Below are 17,271 nucleotides of genomic sequence, written 5' to 3' on the forward strand. Positions count from 1 at the left end.
CCTGCCATATGACCGAAACGCCTACCCGCGGGCCGCGCGTCGGACTGTTTGCCACCTGTCTGATGAACGTCTTCCGCCCGAACGTCGGTTTCTCCGCGGTCAAGCTGCTCGAGGACGCGGGCTGCACCGTCGAGGTGCCCGCCGCCCAGACCTGCTGCGGCCAGCCCGGCTACAACAGCGGCGACTACGATGCCGCGCGTGCGCTGGCGCGCCAGGTGATCGAGACTTTCGAACATTACGACTACATCGTCGGCCCCTCCGGCTCGTGCATGGCGACGATCCGCCACGACTATCCGGTGCTGTTCCAGGATGATCCGCAGTGGCTGCCGCGCGCGCAGGCGCTGTCGGTGAAGAGCTGGGAGCTGCTGTCCTTCCTTGCCGACGTGCTCGACGCGACACAAAGCGATGCGCATTACGACGGCACCGCGACTTATCACGACTCCTGTTCGGGCCTGCGCGGGCTCGGCATCAAGGGTCAGCCGCGCGCGTTGCTCGGCGAAGTCGATGGCCTGAAGCTCAAGGAAATGGAGGACAGCGAAGTGTGCTGCGGCTTCGGCGGCACCTTCTGCGTGAAATACCCGGAAATCTCCGAGAAGATGGTCGATGACAAAGTGCGCAACATCCTCGCCACGGGCGCCGACACGGTCGTCGGCGGCGATCTGGGCTGCCTGATGAACATCGCCGGGCGCCTGAAGCGCATCAATGCGCCGGTGAAAGTGTTCCACACCGCCGAAGTGCTCGCCGGACTGGCCGACGGTCCCGGTCTCGCAGGCGCCGTGAAGGGGTCCGACTGATGGAAATCCGTTCGAAGGAATTCAAGGAACGCTCGGTCTTCGCGATCCACGACGCGAGCCTGCAGCAGGCGCTCGGCAAGGCGCGCGGCGGCTTTGTCGGTAAGCGCGCGCAACAGGCGGCCGAACTGCCGGAGTTCGAGCAGCTGCGCGAGGAAGCGAAGAACACGAAGAACGAGATCCTCGCCAATCTCGACCACTACCTCGAGCGCTACGAGCAGGCGGTCGTCGCGGCCGGCGGCCACGTGCACTGGGCGCGCGACGCCGAGGAGGCGCGCAACATCATCCTCGACATCTGCAAGCGCGTCGATGCGAAGACCATCACCAAGGGCAAGTCGATGGTGTCCGAGGAGATTGGCCTCAACGAAGCGCTGATCGAGCACGGCATGGAAGTCGTCGAGACCGACCTCGGCGAATACATCATCCAGCTCGCACACGAACCACCGTCGCACATCATCGCGCCGGCGGTGCACAAGACCAAGGATCAGGTCTCGGATCTCTTCGAGGCGGCGCATGGCGGTCCGCGCAAGACCGAGGTCGCCGACCTCGTCAATGAGGCGCGCCAGGTGCTGCGCGACAAGTATTTCCGCGCCGACGTCGGCATCACCGGCGGCAATTTCCTCGTCGCCGAGACCGGCTCGTCGATCATCGTCACCAACGAGGGCAACGGCGACCTGACGCAGACGCTGGCGAAGGTGCATATCGTCACCTCCGGCATCGAGCGCGTCGTGCCCACCCTCGACGACGCGACGCTGTTCCTGCGCCTGCTGGCGCGCAGCGCGACCGGGCAGGAAACCGAGACCTACACGACGATCTCGACCGGCCCGCGCCACGCCGACGACCTCGACGGGCCGCAGGAATACCACGTCGTGCTGGTCGACAACGGCCGCTCGAAGATGCTCGGCGGACGCTTCCGCGACATGTTGCGCTGCATCCGCTGCGGCGCGTGCATGAACCACTGCCCCGTCTATGGCGCGGTCGGCGGCCACGCCTACGGCTGGGTCTATCCCGGGCCGATGGGCTCGGTGCTGACGCCGCTGATCAAGGGCCTGGACGCCGCCTACGATCTGCCCAACGCCTGCACGCTGAACGGGCGCTGCGCCTCGGTGTGTCCGGTGAAGATCCCGCTGCCGGATCTGCTGCGCGAACTGCGGCATATGCAGCACCAGCAGGACATCACGCCGGTGATGCAGAAGCGCGCGCTCAACCTGTGGCGTTTTGCCGCGACGCGGCCGAAGCTCTACCACGCGCTGGAACAGGTCGCAGCGCGCGTGCTGTCAGGCATCTCTCGCAAGGGACGCATCCGCCGCCTGCCACTCGCCAGCGCCTGGACCGACTCGCGCGATCTGCCGGCGCCGGCGGGACGCACCTTTCTCGAACTGTGGCAAGGCAAACGAGGCCAGAAATGAACGCACGCGTAAACGCCAGAGAGGCCATCCTGAATTCGGTGCGCAGCGCGCTGAAACGCGGCCCGCTCGACGACACCCAGCGCGCCGCGCTCGACGCACGCATCCCGCAACACACGCGCCCGGCGCAGGACGAGGATCTCGTCGCGCGCTTCATGCGCAAGTTCGAAAGCCGTGCCGGCACCGTCGAACGGGTCACCGGTTTTGACGCCGTCCCCGCTGCGGTCGAGGCCTATCGCCTGGGCAAGGGACTGCCCGCACGCGCCGCGGTCGGCGCCGCGCTGAAGGATCTGCCGTGGCCCGCCGACTTCGAAATGAACCATGGTGCGGCCGGCATTGCGGAAATACTGTCCGTGTCGCCGGCGATCGCCGGCATCGCCGAAACCGGTAGCCTGATGCTCGCCGCCGGCCCCGGCAGCCCGACAACGCACAACTTCGTCCCCGACGATCACGTCGTCGTGCTCGAAGCGAGCCGCATCGTCGGGCACTTCGAAGAAGCCTGGACGATCCTGCGCGCGCGCGCCGAGGGCATGCCGCGCGCCACCAACATCATCTCCGGCCCGTCGCGCACCGCCGACGTCGAGCAGACGATCCAGCTCGGCGCCCACGGCCCGCGGCGCGTGCATGTCATTCTGGTCGGCTGAGCCACAGCGCAGGGGGCGCGCAATCGCACAGCATCTGTGGGAAGCCGCGCTCCCACCCCCTTTCCCGCAGGATTCGCTTACAACTCCAAGCCAACTTTCATGGGGACACTCGCGTTAAATTGCGCATGGGGACACTGGTACCGCATATGCAGGCCGCTGGTGTCCGGCCCGTCAGGAGGATAGCCATGAAATCGAACACACTCAAACTGCTTGCCGCGCTCATTGCCGGCACCGCCATGCTCACTGCTGTTCCCGCCCACGCGGACCGCGACGGATACCGCGACGGATACCGTGAATGGCGCGGTGACGATCGCGATTGGCGCGACCACGATCGCGGCCATCGTCACGGTCACTACAAGAAATTCCGTGACCACGAGCGCGTCGTGATCCGCGAACGCATCATCGAACGGCGTCCGGTCGTGCGTGAATACCGCTATTACGAGCGCCCGGTGGAGTACTACGCGCCGGCGCCGGTCTACTCGCGCAATCCGGCGCTCGTCATCGGGGTCAGCGTCCCGCCGATCGTCATTCCCTTCCGCTGATGAGGCTGTCGGCACCCGCGTCGCGCAATGCCCGGTGTTGCGCGGCAAAGGCCTGCGCCGCCGCGATGAACTCGAAGAAATCCGTCTCGAAACCGGCATAGTCGGCGCGCAGTTCCGCGCCGCTGCCGGTGAGCGGATTGTCACGGCGCAGGCGCAGCGCCATGCGATCGAGCGCCATTTCGATCACATCTTCCGAACGGTAACTGCACAGCCAGTTCGACTCGCGCATGCGCGGCAGGATTTCCACCAGCCGCGGCGGCAAGAGGGCGTCGTGCTGGGCCATCAGGCGGTACATCGCGGACGTGAAGGCTTCCAGCGGCTCGGCATCGAAACGGCGCCAATGCAGCGCGAGGAAATGGTCGTAGAACATATCGACCATCACCCCCGCCACCCGCCGCCGCGGCGACGACACGCGTGCACGGCTGCGCAGGAAGGCCGGGTGGGCATCGGCAAAGACGTCGATCTGGCGATGCAGGCGCACCCCGGCGGCGATATCGGGAGGCAGTCCGGCCGGCAAAGGCCCTTTGACGAAATCGCCGATCAGGCCGCCGAGGCGGTCCGCGGGCGCGTCACCGGCAAGATAGGCGTGGGCGAGAAAATTCATGTCTGCACCAAGACTTACGCAAAGGCACCGGCGAGCCAGTCGATGAACTCGCGCACCACCACGCGCTTGCTCTGCGCGGGCGTCGTCACGGCATAGTACGTGAAGGGCGCCGGCGCCGACACGCCGAAGAGCGGCACCAGCCGCCCGGTTTCGACCCACGCTGCGGACAGACGCCGCGTACCTACTGCAGCCCCCAGGCCGGCGGCGGCGACTTCGAGCAGCATGCCGAGATCGTTGAACACCGCGCCCCGCTCCGGCTCCGGCAGATCCACACCCGCCGCCGCGAAGCACGGCCGCCAGGGCAGGAGCGGGGAACGCAACAATTCCGCGCCGGCAAGATCGGCCATGCCAGCCGGCGCGCGCGCGGCGATCCACGCCGGCGCCGCGAGCGGCACCATGGTGTCGTCGAACAGCTTGCGCACCACGCGCTCCGGGTAATCCCCGCGCCCCCAGCGCACGTCGACGTCAGCGGCCTCGGCGGTGACATCCTGCAGCGGTATCGACAGATGCACCTCCAGCTCGACCTCCGGATGCGCCCGCAGATACTCGGGCAGGCGTGCCATCAATAGCTGCCGCGCGAAAGTCGGCGGCAGCGACACGCGCAGCCGCTCACGCTCCGGTCGCAGCACCGCACCGGCCTGGGCAAGCCGGTCGAAAGCCTCGCGCACGCTGTCGAGATACAGGCGTCCCGCGGTGGTCGGCCGCACGCCGCTGGAGGCGCGCTCGAACAGCACGGTGCCGAGCAGCGCTTCGAGCTGGCGAATGCGATGACTCACCGCGCTGGGCGTCACGCACAACTCTTCCGCCGCCTGCGCGAAACCGCCCAGGCGCGCAGCAGCCTCGAACGCGGCCAGCGCATGCATCGGCGGCACGCGCCGCAGCGGGGCGCTCACCGAGGCCCCCGCAGTCGCGCGAGTTCTGCGACCTCGCGGTGACGGAAACAATCGACCGGATGGTCATTCACCATCCCCACCGCCTGCATGAAGGCGTAGCAGATCGTGCTGCCGACGAACTTGAAGCCGCGCGCCTTCAGCGCCTTGCTCATCGCATCGGACACCGGCGTCGAGGCCGGCACATCGGCGAGCGACCCGAGTCCGTTCTGCCGCGGCTCACCGTCCATGAAACTCCACAACCACGCAACCGGATCAATGTCCGCATCGCGCATCTCGAGCCAGGCGCGCGCGTTGCCAATGGCCGCGTCGATCTTCGCGCGATTGCGGATGATGCCGGGGTCCGCGAGCAGCGCCGCCTTCTTCGCGTCGTCGTAACGGGCGATGCGCTCGGGGTCGAAGCCGTCGAACACCGCACGATAATGCTCACGCTTTCTCAACACCGTGATCCACGACAAACCCGCCTGCGCGCCTTCGAGAATCAGGAACTCGAACAGCGTGCGCGGATCATCAACCGGCACGCCCCATTCGGTATCGTGATAGCGGACATACAGCGGGTCACTGCCCGCCCAAGCGCAACGCGAGGTCATTGATTCACTCCAGGGCGACCGCATGCGCAACACGAGCGCGCGATCGACATCCCGAAGTGTAGCCGCATCGGCTTGCACGATCGATCAGCAAACCGGTGGACGTGCCGACACTGCAGCCCCCGTCCAAGCGCGTTTCGTGCCGAAGCGTCCGCCGCGCGCCAACGAGGCGCGAAATGCGCCCGGACGGGGGCGGGTTCCGGGCACACGAGCTTCCCGTATGCCGCGGGAAAATCAGGAAAACAGGCCCGCCACCGCCACCGGATTCGACGGGAAGTAGAAATGCACGTAGGACGCCGTCAGCCGCCCTGTGCGGTAGATCGCCTCCCCTTCCCGTCCGTCCGGCGTCCGCGCACGCGCGAGCGACTGCAGCGGCGTTTCGCTCTTCGAATAATGAAAGGTATGCCCCGACAAGCGCCCTTCCGGCAGATCAGCGACCTGCATGCCCAGCGCGGCCAGACGCGGCTGCATCACGGCCCGCCCCGGCAGCAGGCCGACGAAGGCATGAGCCTGCCCGGACTTGTCCACGATCTCGTCGAACAGGCTCATCATGCCGCCGCACTCGGCCAGCAGCGGTTTGCCCGCCGTCGCGTGCGCGCGCAGGCCACCGCAGAAGGCCGCATTGCCCGCCAGCGCTGCGCCGTGCAGTTCCGGATACCCGCCGGGCAGCCACAGCGCATCACATGCTGGCAGGCGGTCGCCCGCCAGCGGCGAGAAGAACGCGAGCCGAGCGCCCAGGGCACCCAGCGTGTCGAGGTTCGCCGGGTAGATGAAGCCGTAGGCGGCGTCGCGCGCGATCGCGATGGTCCGGCCCGCCAGTAGCGGCGACACATCGGGCGGCAGCGCCGGGTCAAACGCCACCGCCGCAGGCAAGTCTGCCGCACCGGTCGCCGCGAGGCCATCCGCGAGACGATCGAGGCGCGCCTCGAGATCGCCGATCTCGGCCGCCTGCAGCAGCCCGAGGTGGCGCTCCGGCAGGCCGGCCTGCGCATCGCGCGCGAGCGCGCCGTACCAGCGCATGCCCGCCGGCAGGGCTGCGCGCAGCATTTCCGCGTGCCGCGCGCTGCCGACGTGGTTCGCAAGCACCCCCGAAAACGGCAGATCCGGCTGGTAATGGGCGAGCCCGTAGGCCACGGCGCCGAAAGTCTGGGCCATCGCACGCGCATCGATCACGGCCATCACCGGCAGGCCGAAGCGGCGCGCGATGTCGGCCCCCGACGGCTGGCCGTCGTAGAGCCCCATCACGCCTTCGACGAGGATCAGGTCGGCCTCGCGCGCCGCCGCGTGCAGCCGCCAGGCCGCGTCGGCCTCGCCGCACATGCCCAGATCGAGGTTGTACACCGGCGCACCGCTCGCCACCGCGTGGATCTGCGGATCGAGAAAATCCGGCCCGCACTTGAAGACACGCACGCGCCGCCCCTGCCGCACGTGCAAGCGCGCGAGCGCCGCGGTGACGGTGGTCTTGCCCTGGCCGGAGGCCGGTGCGGCAACGAACAGTGCCGGGCAATGCGCGCTTGCGGACGCGGCTCCGGGGATCGTCACCTCCGACACGGCGTCCGGCCTCATTCGGTGGCTCCACCGCCATGCGACGCGGTGCACCCCGCGTGCGGCGGCTGCGCGGCCGCTGCGCTTTCCGGCGCGAACCACGCCAGCCGCGGGTAGAGCCCGACGACGTCGCCGACGATGGTCAGCGCCGGCGGGCGGATGCCCGCTTCCGCGACCACCTGCGGCAACGTCGCCAGCGTGCCGACGGCGATGCGCTGCGCCTGGGTTGTGCCGCGCTCGATGACACCGGCAGGTGTCTGCGCCGGCAGGCCATGGGCGACAAGTTCGCGGCAGATCTCGGGCAGGCGCGAGATGCCCATGTAGATCACCAGCGTCTGGCCCGGGCGCGCGAGCATCGGCCAGTCGAGGTCGAGCGCACCGTCCTTGAGGAAGCCGGTGGTGAACACGACCGAGCGCGCATGGTCGCGGTGCGTCAGCGGGATGCCGGCATAGGCGGCAATGCCCGCGGCCGCGGTGACGCCGGGGACGACCTCGACGGTGATGCCGGCCTCGACCAGCACTTCCATTTCCTCGCCGCCACGGCCGAAGATGAAGGGGTCGCCGCCCTTGAGGCGCACGACGCGCTTGCCGGCCTGCGCGAGGCGCACCAGCAGCTGGTTGATGTCGTCCTGCGGCAGGGTGTGGTCGGCGGCCTTCTTGCCGACATAGTGGCGCTCGGCCGAGGCCGGCGCCATGTCGACGATCGCGGGGCTGACGAGATTGTCGTAGACAACCGCATCCGCGCCGGCGATCAGGCGCGCGCCGCGCAGCGTCAGCAGTTCGGGGTCGCCGGGGCCGGCACCGACCAGATAGACGTGGCCTGCGGCCGGGCCGGGACGGGGGTTCGGGATGTCGGGGAGGGCCATGGAAATATCTTCTATGTTCGCGGGTTGCTTTTGACTATACGGGCCGGTGCCGCTTCGGTAGCGTCGCATTAGGGCGGGAGCCCGAGGCCCGCCCCCTGCGGGGTGCATTTCGCTCCTCGTTGGCGCGCGGCGGACGCCTCGGCTCGAAATGCACCCCGCAGGGGGCTGCGTTTTCCCAATCGCGACGGCTTATCGGGTTGCACTGTTTTACCCCCACACTACCGCATCGGGGATTCGGCAGTTCAGAACTCGACGCCGGGCATGGCCTTCACCCCATTGGCAAACGCGTGCTTGACGAGCGCCATCTCGGTTACGGTGTCGGCCGCCTCGATCAGCTCGGGCGCTGCGGCACGGCCGGTCACGACGACGTGCTGGTGCGACGGTCGCGCGAGCAGATCCGCGACGACCTGCGTCACTTCAAGATAGCGGTACTTCAAGGCGATGTTGAGTTCATCGAGCACCACCAGACCAATCGCCGGATCCTGCAGCAGTGCTCGTGCCTGCGCCCACGCCGCTTCGGCGGTCGCGACGTCGCGGCTGCGGTCCTGGGTGTCCCAGGTGAAGCCGTCGCCCATCACGTGCCAGGCGACGTCGGGCTGACGGCGGAAGAAGGCTTCCTCGCCGGTATCCGAACGGCCCTTGATGAACTGCACCACACCCACCTTCATGCCATGGCCGAGAGCGCGCGCGACGAGCCCGAAGGCCGCGCTGGATTTGCCCTTGCCGTTGCCGGTGTTGACCAGCAGCACGCCGCGTTCGATCTGCGCCGCGGCGATTTTTTCATCCACCACCGCCTTCTTGCGCTGCATGCGCTCGGCGTGGCGGGCATCCTTGTCGTTCGATGCGTTGTTCACGTTCAGTCCGGAAGAAAGATGACCCGCCCGTCGATGTCGACACGGCGGATCGGATGATCGAAGGCGTGGCTGAGCCGCGCGGCCTGCAGCACCTCGTCACGGCTGCCGGCCACGACGCCGCCGCGCCCGTCGAGCAGGATCACCTGATCGGCAAAGCGCGTCGCCAGGTTGATGTCGTGCAGCACCATCACGACGCCACGCCCCTCGCGCTTGAGGCGCGCGAAGAGTTCGAGCACGGCGATCTGGTAGTGCAGGTCGAGATGATTCGTCGGCTCGTCGAGCAGGAGGAGTTGTGGCGCCTGCGTCAGCAGCGCAGCGATCGACACGCGCTGCCGCTCGCCGCCGGACAAACTCAGGATGTCACGCGCCGCCAGGTCGGCGAGGCCCAGTTCGGCCAGTGCGGCCTGCGCGATCGCGACGTCGTCGGCGCTTTCCCACCCCCAGCGTCCGAGATGCGGATGACGGCCGATCAGCGCGGTCTGCAACACCGACGCGGAAAAGTGATCCGGCTGCTGCTGCGCCAACAGCCCGCGAAAACGCGCCGCGGCGAGGCTATCCCAATCGGCGTAGGGGCGCGCGCCCAGGCGCACCGCGCCGACCGTCGGCGCGCGCAGACCGGCCAGGGTATGCAGTAGCGTGGTCTTGCCGGCACCATTGGGGCCGAGCAGCACCAGGCATTCGCCAGCGGCGAGGCGCAGGCTGAATTCGCAGCACAGCCAGCGCTCGCCGACCTTCAGGGCGAGGCCGTCAGCCGCCAGCAGGATCGACGAACCGCCGGTGCTCATGAGCGGGGATGCCGCGACAGCAGGAACAGGAACACCGGTACGCCGATCAGCGCCGTCAGCACGCCGACCGGCAACTGCACGGGGGCCATCACGGTGCGCGCCGCGGTGTCGGCGAGCGTCAGCAGCGTGCCGCCGGCGAGCGTCGCTGTCGGCAGCAGCAGGCGTTGATCGTTGCCGATCACGAAACGCACCAGATGCGGCACGATCAGGCCGACGAAGCCGACCGAGCCGACCAGCGTGACTGCCGCCGCGGTCAGCAGCGAAGCCAAGACATACAGCAGATAGCGCAAGCGCTGCACGCGCACGCCCAGTGCCAGCGCCGACAGTTCGCCACGCGCCAGCACATTGAGGTCGCGCGCGAAGGGCAGCACCATGACGAGTCCTGCCACCAGCACCGCCAGCGCCGGCCACGGCCGGCTCGCGCCGCTGGCGTCACCCATCAGCCAGAACAGCATCGACTTCAGCCGTGTATCGGTCGCGAGCGACAGCATCAGCGTCACCGCCGCACCACAGCCGGCGGCAACGATGACGCCGGTGAGCAGCAGACGGGTCTGCGTCCACGAACCGTCGCCATGCGCCAGGCCGAAGACCAGCAGCGTCGCCAGCAGCGCGCCGCCGAAGGCCGCCGCGTCGACGAACCACGGCGACAGCCCGAACAGCATCGCCGCCAGTGCGCCGACCGCCGCCCCGCCGGACACTCCGAGTACGTACGGATCGGCAAGCGGATTGCGCAACAGTACCTGCATCAGCGCGCCCGCGAGCGCCAGCAGCCCGCCGCACACGAACACCGCCACCGCCCGCGGCAGGCGCAATTCGCGCACGACGTCGGCGGCCATGCCCTCGTCACCGCGGAGCAGCGCCCCGAGCACCTCGCCGAAGCCGATCGGCAGATCGCCGGCGGACAAGGCCCAGGCGAACGCCAGCCCCGACGCCGCGAGCAGCACGGCGAGAATCGGCAGGACGGCCGGGCGTGTCACCGCGTTGTGCCCCGCTCCGCGGTCAGAACGACAGCTTCGCGCCGAGCTTCCACGTCCGCGCGAAATCGATCGGATAGATCGCGTTGTCGCGCACCCAGGTGCCGTTCTCGTACTCGAACAGGTTGGTCACAGCCGCATAGAGCTCGACGTTCTTCAGGCGATGGCGGTAGGCAAGGTCGGTACTCTGATACTCGCGCTGCTTCTGCGCGTTGTTATTGTCGAAGTCATTCAACGCCCACGCCTTGCTGCGCCAGGTGTGCGACAGGTACAGGTTGCCCTGGTCGCCGACCGCGACGTTCAGGCCCAGTACCACGCCATGGCGCGGCACGCCCGGCAGTTCCTTGCCGTCGAAGGCCCCGCCGCCCATGTCTTCGCGGTCGATGATCGCGCGCGTCCACGTGTAGTTCAGCAGGCCGGTCAGCTGCGGCGTGATGTGCCACGTATCCTGCACCTCGAGGCCGTACTTGTGCGACTTGTCGATGTTGGTGTTGGTGAACGTCGATGCGTCGAAATAAATTTCGTCCTTCAGGTCGGCATGAAACACCCCCACCTTGAGACGGTTCGTCGGCAGCACGTGATTGACGCCCAGCGTCACGGTGCGCACCTTCGCAGGCTTGATGAAACCGTTGAAGCCGGTCTCGCCGGTATTGAAATCGAACACGAAGAAGCGATCGATATCCGGGGCCTGGAAAGCACGGTTGTAGTTGCCGAACACCGACAGTGCGTCGTCGATGCGGTAGTTTGCGCCGACATCCCACGAGGACAATTGCTCATCATCCTTCAACCGGGTGCCGAACGACGGGTCGAACTCGTACTCGACGCGCTCGGTGCGCGCGCCGGCCGACAACGTCACACGCCCGAGCTCATACTGCCCCTGCACGAACCAGCCCTCACTGCGCTTGAAGGTTTCGGCGAAGCCGTCATCGCGCACGCCGTCGAAGGTCTGTACGCCACCGGTCACGGACAGCGCGTCGCTCAGATATTGCAGCGCCAGTTCGTCGGACAGGTAACGGTAATCCGACTTGAAGCTGAACTGCACGAACTCGGACATCTTGTCCTCGTCGTAATGGCGTGCCGACAGGCGCCAGGCCGACGTCACGTCAAATTCGGCGCCCACCCCCCAGTATTCCGCGCGGAATTTCTGATGCGTGTAGTCGCGACCGGTATTCGTCGCGGGATCGTTGCGGAATTGCGCCAACGTCAGCGAACCCGGATAGCGCGTGTCGATCTGGGATCCCCCAACATCCAGATTCAACTTCAGCCGGTCGATCGGCTTGCCCGACAGCGTCGCGCGCCAGTTGTCGGCCGTCGATTCGTCGCGGTGGCCTGACGGGTCCTTGTCACTGAAGCCGCCATGCTCGTTGTGATCGGCCGTTGCCGACACGGCGAAACGCTCGCCGACATAGCCGGCGTGCGCGGTCGCTCCGCGCGCATCGTGACTGCCGCCATTGAGCTCGACGCTGACACCGGTGCGCGGCTTCGTATAGATCTGGATCGAGCCCGCCATCGCGCCGTCACCGTACATCACCGAGCCGCTGCCCTTGGCAATCTCGATGCGGTCGATTTCCACCAGCGGAATCGAGCCGAGCAGTTGCGGCACCATGTCGATGTTGTTCAGGCGGCGGCCGTCCACCGAGATCACGACGTTCTGGTGCCCGTCGTTGCTGCCGTAACCGCGCATATTGATGCTGGGGGTAAAGCGGTTGCCGAAGTTCGGCGTCAGCTGGATCGAGGTCTGCCGGCCGAGGTAATCGATCAGCGTCGTCGCGCCCGAGCGCTCGATGTCCTTGCGCGTATGCACTTCGGATGCATAGGTCGCGGCAACGTCGGGGGTGTCGATACGGTTCGCCGACACGATGACGGTCTCGCCCGTCGTTTCATCGGCAGCCAGCGCAGCGGTGGCGAACGGAAAAGCAGCGGCAATCGCAATCGCGGTCGCGGACAAACGGATATTCATCAGGAAACTCCCTCGGCCAGAGGTCGCGTCCCCGCTCCCCTGGTCATCATCAACAAGGAAGCGCTTCGGGGAACACGTCAGGAGCCGCAGCACACCACGCCCGTCGCCGCCACCCCGCGGCACTTCCGCCATCTCGTGTCCAGGCCGGTATCCGGGCTCGTGGGCTGGCCGACGCTCCATCGAGGAGGCCGGACCTGTCGCATCGCCTTCCCGGACTCTCGTCCAGTGGCGGTTGGATGCGCCTTGCGTCCACTTACCGTTGCGGGGGCAGCACAGGTCTTGCGGTGCCGGCGTCGAGCGTCGGTCGCGCACCTGTTTCCCGTTTAACCCATGAGCGAGACTCGCCGTCGGGCACCTGAAACACGTCGCACCCGAAAATCGGGCGCGGGGCGGATAATAGCGTGTTCCGCCACTTTGCGCAGTGCAAAAATCCGCGTAATTCCAAAGACATGCCCGCACATTTGATTCTCGGCGGCGCCCGTTCGGGCAAGAGCCGCTACGCCGAAACGCTCGCATGCGACAGCGGACTGCCGGTCACCGTGATCGCCACCGCCGAAGCATTCGACGCGGAAATGACCGCGCGCATCCGCCGCCACCAGAACGACCGCCCGGCCGGCTGGCGCACCGTCGAAACCCCGGTGACACTCGCCGCAACGCTGCGCGAGGAGGCCCGCGACGGCCGCTGCGTGATCGTCGACTGCCTGACTCTGTGGCTGCTGAACCTCATGGTCGGCGCCGAGAATTTGTCCGATCCGCCCGACGCGAGCCAGCTGCCGCAGTTGCAGGCCGAACGCGCGGCGCTGCTCGACACCCTTCCCGCATTACCCGGACAGATCCTGCTGGTTGCCAACGAAGTCGGCCTCGGCCTGGTGCCGGAAACGCCCCTTGGCCGGCTATACCGTGATGAAGCCGGTCGGCTCAACCAGGCGCTCGCGCGCATCTGTGCGCGCGTGAGCTTCGTCGCCGCGGGACTGCCGCTCGCGCTCAAGGGCACGGCGTAACCACGCTGTTGAACGGCGGGCCCGGCCCGCCCGAATAACCGGCCACTTTTCCTGCCTCCGACCCAGTGCGGTCTCCGGTCTCGCATTCCATGGCCACGAGACGGTGCAAGCGCCCTTGCCCACCGCCCCGCCGATGAGCGCCCCTGACCGTCGCCTTCGCGACCGCCGCGTCAATTCAATCGGCATCGACATGCCCCCTCCGAGTAACTTGCATGACATACACCACATAGATACCATTCGCGGCTTTGTCATATCTGATCGGAATGCATGCGAAGCATCTGCATCGATCCGATTCCAGGAGGCGGACCGCGTGACAACCCTACTTCTCGCCAAGGACGCATGCCTTTGGGCGCTTGGCAGCCTCAGCCAGCTTCACCGGAAGCCGTTTTCGACCGACCTGGTGCTGCGCGAGCTGTCGCCCATCAACGACCTGCCAAAGCTGCTCGACATCCTCGCCCGCATGGGCCTGCGCGCGCAGACCAGGGAGCTATCGCACGAACATCTCGATGTCTTGCCGACCCCGCTGCTGGCGCTGCTGAAGCGTCCCGTCGCGGGCCCCGCGACCGACGCGCCGAGCGAGTCCGCCGGAGCAGCCTACCCCGCGATCGTCCTGAAAGCCGATCCGGCACGGGTGCTGCTACTGCGCCAGGGAGAGGCCCAACCCGTCACGCTCACGCGTGAAGAGTTTGCGGTGGAATTCACCGGCACGGCCCTCCTCGCAAGCCCGATGGCGGAAGCCTTGAACGCCGACCCGGACCGGATCGAGGCGCGGGCGGGCTTCGGTCTGATGAGTTTCGCGCGCGAACTCCTGAAGCATCGCTCGGTGTGGCGTGACGTCCTGCTCGCCTCACTCGCCATGCAGCTCGCCGCCCTGGCCACCCCACTGCTGACCCAGGTCGTCATCGACAAGGTCATCGTCCACCATTCCACCAGCACCCTCCAGGTGGTCGCCACCGCCCTCGTCCTGTTTGCGATCTTCAACGGCGCACTCAGCTGGGTGCGGCAGTACCTGATCCTGCACACCGGCAACCGCGTCGATGCCGTCATGGGTAAAAGCATCTTCGACAAGCTGTTGCAATTACCCGTCAGCTACTTCGAGAAGCGCGCCACCGGCCTCGTCACTGCCCGCATCCAGGCCATCGAAACCGTCCGCCAGTTCATCGGCGGCGCCGCGGTTTCGCTCGCCATCGACACGCCCTTCCTGCTGATCTTCGTCGCGGCCATGTTCTATTACAGCTGGCAACTGACCCTGATCGTGCTTGCCATGCTCGGCACGGTCGTCGTCACCAGCCTGATCGTCACGCCGCGGCTGCGCGAGCGGATGAACCACCAGTTCCTCGTCGGTGCGCGCAACCAGGCCTTTCTCACCGAGTACGTCAGTGGCATCAGCACGGTCAAATCGCTGCAGATGGAACCGCAGGTTGCCGAACGCTACGCCGGCAACCTGGCCGACTATCTCGAAGCGAGCTTCAACGCCCGGCAACTGGGAAACACCTACAACGTCTTCTCCGGTGGCATCGAACAGCTGATGACGCTGCTGGTGCTCTGCGTCGGCGCGTGGCTGGCGATGACCACCGGCAACTTCACCGTCGGCATGCTGGTGGCGTTCCAGATGTTTGCCGGCCGGGTGTCGGGGCCGGTGATGCGCATGGTCGGCCTGTGGCTCGAATACCAGCAGGTCGCGATCGCCGCGCGGCGCCTCGGCGACATCATGGACGCCCCCAGCGAGCCCTACTCACTGACGCCGGCCCGCAGCCGCAACGGTGATGCCACGGTGACGCTGCGCGACATCAGCTTCCGCTACGGCAGCGACCGCCCCTATCTCTACCGCGGCCTGCAACTGACCCTGCGCCCGGGCCATTGCCTTGCCCTGATGGGCCCTTCCGGCTCGGGCAAGAGCACGCTGGCAAAACTCCTGCTCGGCTTCGTCCAGCCCAGCGAAGGCCAGATCCTGCTCGGTGGCCTGGATATCCGCCATCTCAGCGCCAACGAACTGCGCAGCAACTTCGGCGTCGTGCCGCAGGAAAGCGTGCTCTTTGCCGGTTCGATCTACGACAACCTGCTCTTCGCCAACCCGCACGCCAGTTTCGAGCAAATCGTCGAAGCCTGCCGCATGGCCGAGATCCACGACACCGTCGAAGCCCTCCCGCAGGGCTATCAGACGCGCATCGGCGAGCACGGCGCAGGCCTCTCCGGCGGCCAGAAGCAACGCCTGGCAATTGCCCGCGCCCTGCTCAAGCGTCCGCGCATCCTCGTTTTCGACGAAGCCACCAGCGGTCTCGACGCCCACGCCGCGGAACAGATTGCCCGCACCGTCAATCGCCTGCACGGCCGCGTATCGATCCTCTTCATCGCCCACCACCTGCCACGCGGGCTCAAAGTCGATGAGGTAGTCACCCTCGGCGAAGGCGGTCAGGAGCATCACCTGAGCGTCGTCAACCGACAGCACAGCGCCCCCCGGGCGGCACAAGGACGCGCAAGCGTAAATCCGTCAGCAAGTTCCGAAGTCCCATCTGAGTAACAACAACAAGGAAAACTTAATGGCAATCCTCACTGGTTCCAAGAAGGCCGACACCCTCAAGGGCGGAGTCGGCGATGACCAACTCTATGGCCGTCAGGGCAACGACATCCTCGAAGGCGGAGACGGCAACGACCTGCTTTTCGGCGAAGTCGGCAACGACAACCTGCGCGGCGGCAACGGCAACGACTATCTTGACGGCGGCGTCGGCAGCGACGCCATGCTCGGCGGCGCAGGCAATGATACGTACCTTGTCGACAGTGCCGGTGACGTGGTTACCGAACTGGCCGACGAAGGTATCGACACGGTACAAAGCAGCGTCGGCTATACCCTTGGTGCCAACCTCGAAAACCTGGTACTTGGCGGCGCGAGCGATGTCGACGCCACCGGCAACGACCTCGCCAACGAACTCTATGGCAACGACGGAGCCAATACGCTCGACGGAAAGGCCGGAGCGGACCTGATGGCCGGCGGAGCCGGTGATGACCGCTACCTGGTCGACAACAGCGCCGACATCGTCGTCGAATACGCCGACGAAGGCATCGACACTGTCGTCAGCAGCGTGAGCCATGCCCTCGGCAGCGACGTCGAGAACCTCGAACTGACCGGCACCGGCAACCTTTCCGGCATCGGCAACACGCTCGACAACCAGTTGATGGGCAACAGCGGCGCAAACACGCTGAGCGGGGGCGATGGCAGCGACACGCTTCGCGGCGGGGCCGGCAATGACACCCTCCTCGGCGGCATGGGCAACGATGCCTACCTGTTCGGCCGCGGCGACGGCGTGGACACCATAAGCGAATCCGACCTCACCGGCGGCAATATCGATACGGTCCGCTTCGACGCCGGCATCGCCCCACAGGACGTCAAGCTATACCGTGACGCTTCGAACAACCTCCACGTCGTGATCAACGGCAGTGCCGACCGCCTGGTCGTCAGCGGATGGTTCGCCGCCGACGCAAACCGCATCGAGCAGATCGCCTTTGCCGACGGCACCGTGTGGGACACCTCCGTTCTGGCAAGCGCCACGCCGGCAATCGTCGGGACAGAAAGCAGCGAATCGCTCAATGGCACCGCTGGCGCCGATGTCATGATCGCCTTCGGCGGCAACGACTACCTCTACGGCCTCGACGGCAATGACGTGCTGCGCGGCGAAGCCGGCACCGACAGCCTCTACGGCGGCAACGGCAACGACACCCTCGACGGCGGCAGCGGCAACGACTACCTCGACGGCGGCTACGGCGCCGACACCTACGTCCTCAACCGCGGCACCGGACAGGACCGCATCAGTGAATACGACGGCC

The 17,271-nt window shown here is 66.9% G+C and carries 16 protein-coding genes and 1 riboswitch; of the genes, 7 read left to right on the top strand and 9 right to left on the bottom strand.

The genetic code is table 11. The features are described from left to right. Positions 1-8 precede the first annotated feature (8 nt). From GPA25_RS20250 to GPA25_RS20265, 4 genes are all read left to right on the top strand, one after another. On the top strand, positions 9-794 hold the full coding sequence (locus GPA25_RS20250) for a (Fe-S)-binding protein (RefSeq protein WP_169262217.1): 786 nt from the start codon (positions 9-11) through the stop codon (positions 792-794). Then, complete coding sequence (locus tag GPA25_RS20255; RefSeq protein ID WP_169262218.1) at positions 794-2,200, top strand: LutB/LldF family L-lactate oxidation iron-sulfur protein; 1,407 nt, start codon at positions 794-796, stop codon at positions 2,198-2,200. Before GPA25_RS20250 ends, GPA25_RS20255 begins: the two co-directional genes overlap by 1 nt. Next, on the top strand, positions 2,197-2,841 hold the full coding sequence (locus GPA25_RS20260) for a LutC/YkgG family protein (protein ID WP_169262219.1): 645 nt from the start codon (positions 2,197-2,199) through the stop codon (positions 2,839-2,841). The genes GPA25_RS20255 and GPA25_RS20260 overlap by 4 nt, the downstream gene beginning before the upstream one ends. 185 nt (positions 2,842-3,026) lie before the next feature. Beyond that, positions 3,027-3,383 carry a hypothetical protein gene (locus GPA25_RS20265; protein ID WP_169262220.1) on the top strand — a complete coding sequence of 119 codons (357 nt, stop codon included), beginning with the start codon at positions 3,027-3,029 and terminating at the stop codon, positions 3,381-3,383. Here the strand turns inward: GPA25_RS20265 and GPA25_RS20270 are convergent. From GPA25_RS20270 to GPA25_RS20310, 9 genes are all read right to left on the bottom strand, one after another. Further along, positions 3,367-3,987: an acyl carrier protein phosphodiesterase gene (locus tag GPA25_RS20270; protein WP_169262221.1), complete on the bottom strand. Its 621-nt coding sequence runs from the start codon at positions 3,985-3,987 to the stop codon at positions 3,367-3,369. The two genes, GPA25_RS20265 and GPA25_RS20270, sit on opposite strands and share 17 nt — an antisense overlap. A 14-nt stretch (positions 3,988-4,001) precedes the next feature. Next, positions 4,002-4,880 carry a LysR substrate-binding domain-containing protein gene (locus GPA25_RS20275; RefSeq protein WP_343035022.1) on the bottom strand — a complete coding sequence of 293 codons (879 nt, stop codon included), beginning with the start codon at positions 4,878-4,880 and terminating at the stop codon, positions 4,002-4,004. Continuing rightward, positions 4,877-5,467 carry a DNA-3-methyladenine glycosylase I gene (locus tag GPA25_RS20280; RefSeq protein ID WP_169262222.1) on the bottom strand — a complete coding sequence of 197 codons (591 nt, stop codon included), beginning with the start codon at positions 5,465-5,467 and terminating at the stop codon, positions 4,877-4,879. Before GPA25_RS20280 ends, GPA25_RS20275 begins: the two co-directional genes overlap by 4 nt. A gap of 231 nt (positions 5,468-5,698) precedes the next feature. Next, positions 5,699-7,030 carry a cobyrinic acid a,c-diamide synthase CobB gene (locus GPA25_RS20285; protein ID WP_169262223.1) on the bottom strand — a complete coding sequence of 444 codons (1,332 nt, stop codon included), beginning with the start codon at positions 7,028-7,030 and terminating at the stop codon, positions 5,699-5,701. After that, a complete protein-coding gene (gene cobA, locus GPA25_RS20290) occupies positions 7,027-7,875 on the bottom strand; it encodes a uroporphyrinogen-III C-methyltransferase (protein ID WP_169262224.1) in 849 nt (282 codons plus the stop codon). Before cobA ends, GPA25_RS20285 begins: the two co-directional genes overlap by 4 nt. Before the next feature lie 242 nt (positions 7,876-8,117). Further along, positions 8,118-8,729 carry a cob(I)yrinic acid a,c-diamide adenosyltransferase gene (gene cobO / locus GPA25_RS20295; RefSeq protein WP_425486416.1) on the bottom strand — a complete coding sequence of 204 codons (612 nt, stop codon included), beginning with the start codon at positions 8,727-8,729 and terminating at the stop codon, positions 8,118-8,120. Positions 8,730-8,731: 2 nt separating this feature from the next. After that, complete coding sequence (locus tag GPA25_RS20300) at positions 8,732-9,514, bottom strand: ABC transporter ATP-binding protein (protein ID WP_169262225.1); 783 nt, start codon at positions 9,512-9,514, stop codon at positions 8,732-8,734. Next, positions 9,511-10,491, bottom strand: a complete 981-nt coding sequence (locus GPA25_RS20305; protein WP_169262226.1) for an iron chelate uptake ABC transporter family permease subunit — start codon at positions 10,489-10,491, stop codon at positions 9,511-9,513. Before GPA25_RS20305 ends, GPA25_RS20300 begins: the two co-directional genes overlap by 4 nt. Before the next feature lie 22 nt (positions 10,492-10,513). Next, positions 10,514-12,448, bottom strand: coding sequence for a TonB-dependent receptor (locus tag GPA25_RS20310; RefSeq protein ID WP_169262227.1), 1,935 nt, complete (start codon positions 12,446-12,448; stop codon positions 10,514-10,516). Between the two features lie 126 nt (positions 12,449-12,574). Continuing rightward, positions 12,575-12,822: riboswitch (cobalamin riboswitch) on the bottom strand. Between the two features lie 75 nt (positions 12,823-12,897). Here GPA25_RS20310 and cobU point away from each other — a divergent pair. The 3 genes from cobU to GPA25_RS20325 all read left to right on the top strand — a co-directional run. Beyond that, positions 12,898-13,449: a bifunctional adenosylcobinamide kinase/adenosylcobinamide-phosphate guanylyltransferase gene (gene cobU, locus GPA25_RS20315; RefSeq protein WP_169262228.1), complete on the top strand. Its 552-nt coding sequence runs from the start codon at positions 12,898-12,900 to the stop codon at positions 13,447-13,449. Positions 13,450-13,759: 310 nt separating this feature from the next. After that, positions 13,760-15,970, top strand: a complete 2,211-nt coding sequence (locus tag GPA25_RS20320; protein ID WP_211163250.1) for a peptidase domain-containing ABC transporter — start codon at positions 13,760-13,762, stop codon at positions 15,968-15,970. 19 nt (positions 15,971-15,989) lie between these two features. Next, positions 15,990-17,271: calcium-binding protein (locus GPA25_RS20325; protein WP_281357743.1), on the top strand; the 1,282-nt coding region annotated here is incomplete at its 3' end.

The sequence above is a fragment of the Aromatoleum diolicum genome (assembly GCF_012910955.1).
GTDB classification, from domain to species: Bacteria; Pseudomonadota; Gammaproteobacteria; order Burkholderiales; family Rhodocyclaceae; genus Aromatoleum; species Aromatoleum diolicum.